The following is a 2500-nucleotide window of genomic DNA, read 5'->3' on the forward strand; positions in this document are numbered from 1 at the left end:
TATATGGTAAATTAATAATGTCTATGAATATTTACGTTAATGTTATTTACTTTATAAATTTGTAATCTAGTATGTTTTAAATTTTGATAAGGCAAATGAAAAAAGAGTTTTACTTTCAGTAAAACTCTTTTATTTATATAAATACTAAGCAAGTTTTTCAATAAGATTACTTTTAATAAAGTAATTGGTGGCTCACCCGGGAATCGAACCCGGGACACCATGATTAAAAGTCATGTGCTCTACCGACTGAGCTAGTGAACCATCTTACCTCGCAACGTCCTACTCTGCCACACAGTCTCCCATGCAGTACCATCGGCGCTATAGACCTTAACTTTCCTGTTCGGAATGGGAAGGAGTGTTACCTCTATGCCATCATCACGAGATTTTAATCAATAATTGATACAATCTTCATCTATTACTTTAAATTTATAAAATAATCTTTATAAGAACTATTTTATAATATCTTGTCGAAAACTTGTCTCAACAAGATATTATTATACATAGTATTATCTATTATGTCAACACTTATTTAGAAATAAAATTTATTTTATTTTTTCGGTATATTCTTTTATTAACTCTATAGATTTTTTAAACTTGCTCAACTCTTCTTTTGTCATATGAATTTCCACTACCTCTTTAACCCCATCAGCATTTAAAACAGCAGGTACTCCACAAAAAACATCTTTTTCTCCATACTCGCCATCTAATAATGTAGATACTGGCATTATCCTATTTTCATCATTTATTATCGCTTTTATGATTCCTACAGCTGCTGTTGCTATACCATAATACGTTGTTCCTTTTCTATTGTAAACTTCCCAACCTGCTCTCGCTGTTTCCAGTACTAGTTTATCTAAGTCAACTTCTCCTACTCTATCTTTATTGTCTTTTAATATCTCGTAGAATGACTTTCCTCCAACTGTAACATGAGACCATGGGACCATCTGTGAATCTCCGTGTTCTCCCATAGAATATCCTTGCACACTACGAGGATCTACATTTAATAATTCTCCAATGAAATTTTTTAGTCTTGCTGAATCAACTGAAGTACCAGTGCCTATAATATGACTCTTTGGCAAACCAGATATCTTATAAACATGATATGCTATCATATCCACTGGATTTGAAATAACAATAAAGTGTCCTTTAAATCCACTCTTCATTATTGGCCTTACAATGGATTCTACTATTTTAGCTGATAATTCTAGTGTATCTAATCTAGTTTGCCCTTGCTTAGGCGGTGCACCAGCTGTTATTACTACAATATCCACATCTCCGCATTGCTCATAGTTTCCCCTGACAATTCTTATATTTCTATTCAAGTACTCAATACAATGGTTTAAATCCATTACTTCTCCTAGAGCCTTTTCTTCGTTTATATCAATCATTAGTATCTCATCACATACACCTTGAGTCATCAGACTAAAGGCTGTACTAGACCCTACCAATCCTGTTCCTATAATAGCCACTTTACTTTTCTTTAAACTCATATTTAACTCCTTTTAAGAAACTTATTCTTACTTATATTATTATTTTTATTTTACAATCATTTATTCACCTATAATTACTTAATATATGCACGATTAAATATTATGGATTATATTATACACTATCTTAACCTTCTTCTAAAAATATAAAATCAGCCTTAGTATTGAATATTTATCTAATTAATAAATTAGCCCAATCTTTTATTCTTAAATGTTTATAATACTGAAGATAAATTACTTCTTTAACAATTTATTTTAAAACAAAAAGGTTGTTAATAAAATTAACAACCTTTGTTATGGTGCGTCATCAGGGATTCGAACCCTGGACACCCTGATTAAGAGTCAGGTGCTCTACCAACTGAGCTAATCACGCAAATCTTACCTCGCAACGTCCTACTCTGCCACACAGTCTCCCATGCAGTACCATCGGCGCTATAGACCTTAACTTTCCTGTTCGGAATGGGAAGGAGTGTTACCTCTATGCCATCATCACGAGATCTTTAATTTGAAAAAACTTTGTTCTTTCAAAATTGCACACAGTTTCTTTAATGTATATTACAACTTGATTATATTGGTCAAGCCCTCGACCTATTAGTATCAGTCAGCTAAATATGTTACCATACTTACACCTCTGACCTATCAACCTTGTAGTCTTCAAGGGGTCTTACTAGCTTATGCTATGGGAAATCTCATCTTGAGGTGGGCTTCACACTTAGATGCTTTCAGCGTTTATCCCTTCCCGACTTAGCTACCCAGCTATGCTTCTGGCGAAACAACTGGTACACCATAGGTCAGTCCATCCCGGTCCTCTCGTACTAAGGACAGCTCCTCTCAAATTTCCTACGCCCGCGACGGATAGGGACCGAACTGTCTCACGACGTTCTGAACCCAGCTCGCGTGCCGCTTTAATGGGCGAACAGCCCAACCCTTGGGACCTACTTCAGCCCCAGGATGCGACGAGCCGACATCGAGGTGCCAAACCTCCCCGTCGATGTGAACTCTTGGGGGAGATC

At 35.7% G+C, this 2500-nt stretch carries 1 protein-coding gene, 2 tRNA genes and 3 rRNA genes (1 of these 6 only partly in view); all 6 read right to left on the reverse strand.

Features of this window, described 5'->3' with window-relative positions:
• Positions 1 to 185: 185 nt before the first annotated feature.
• A tRNA-Lys gene (locus PZA12_RS23830) sits at positions 186 to 261 on the reverse strand.
• Positions 262 to 266: 5 nt separating this feature from the next.
• A 5S ribosomal RNA gene (gene rrf, locus PZA12_RS23835) occupies positions 267 to 383 on the reverse strand.
• A gap of 159 nt (positions 384 to 542) precedes the next feature.
• A complete protein-coding gene (locus PZA12_RS23840) occupies positions 543 to 1490 on the reverse strand; it encodes an L-lactate dehydrogenase (RefSeq protein ID WP_077841064.1) in 948 nt (315 codons plus the stop codon).
• 294 nt (positions 1491 to 1784) lie between these two features.
• A tRNA-Lys gene (locus PZA12_RS23845) sits at positions 1785 to 1860 on the reverse strand.
• Positions 1861 to 1867: 7 nt separating this feature from the next.
• Positions 1868 to 1984: ribosomal RNA gene (gene rrf, locus PZA12_RS23850) — 5S ribosomal RNA — on the reverse strand.
• Positions 1985 to 2058: 74 nt separating this feature from the next.
• Positions 2059 to 2500: ribosomal RNA gene (locus PZA12_RS23855) — 23S ribosomal RNA — on the reverse strand; it runs 2469 nt beyond the window's last position.

The sequence above is a fragment of the Clostridium beijerinckii genome, assembly GCF_036699995.1.
GTDB lineage: Bacteria > Bacillota > Clostridia > Clostridiales > Clostridiaceae > Clostridium > Clostridium helianthi.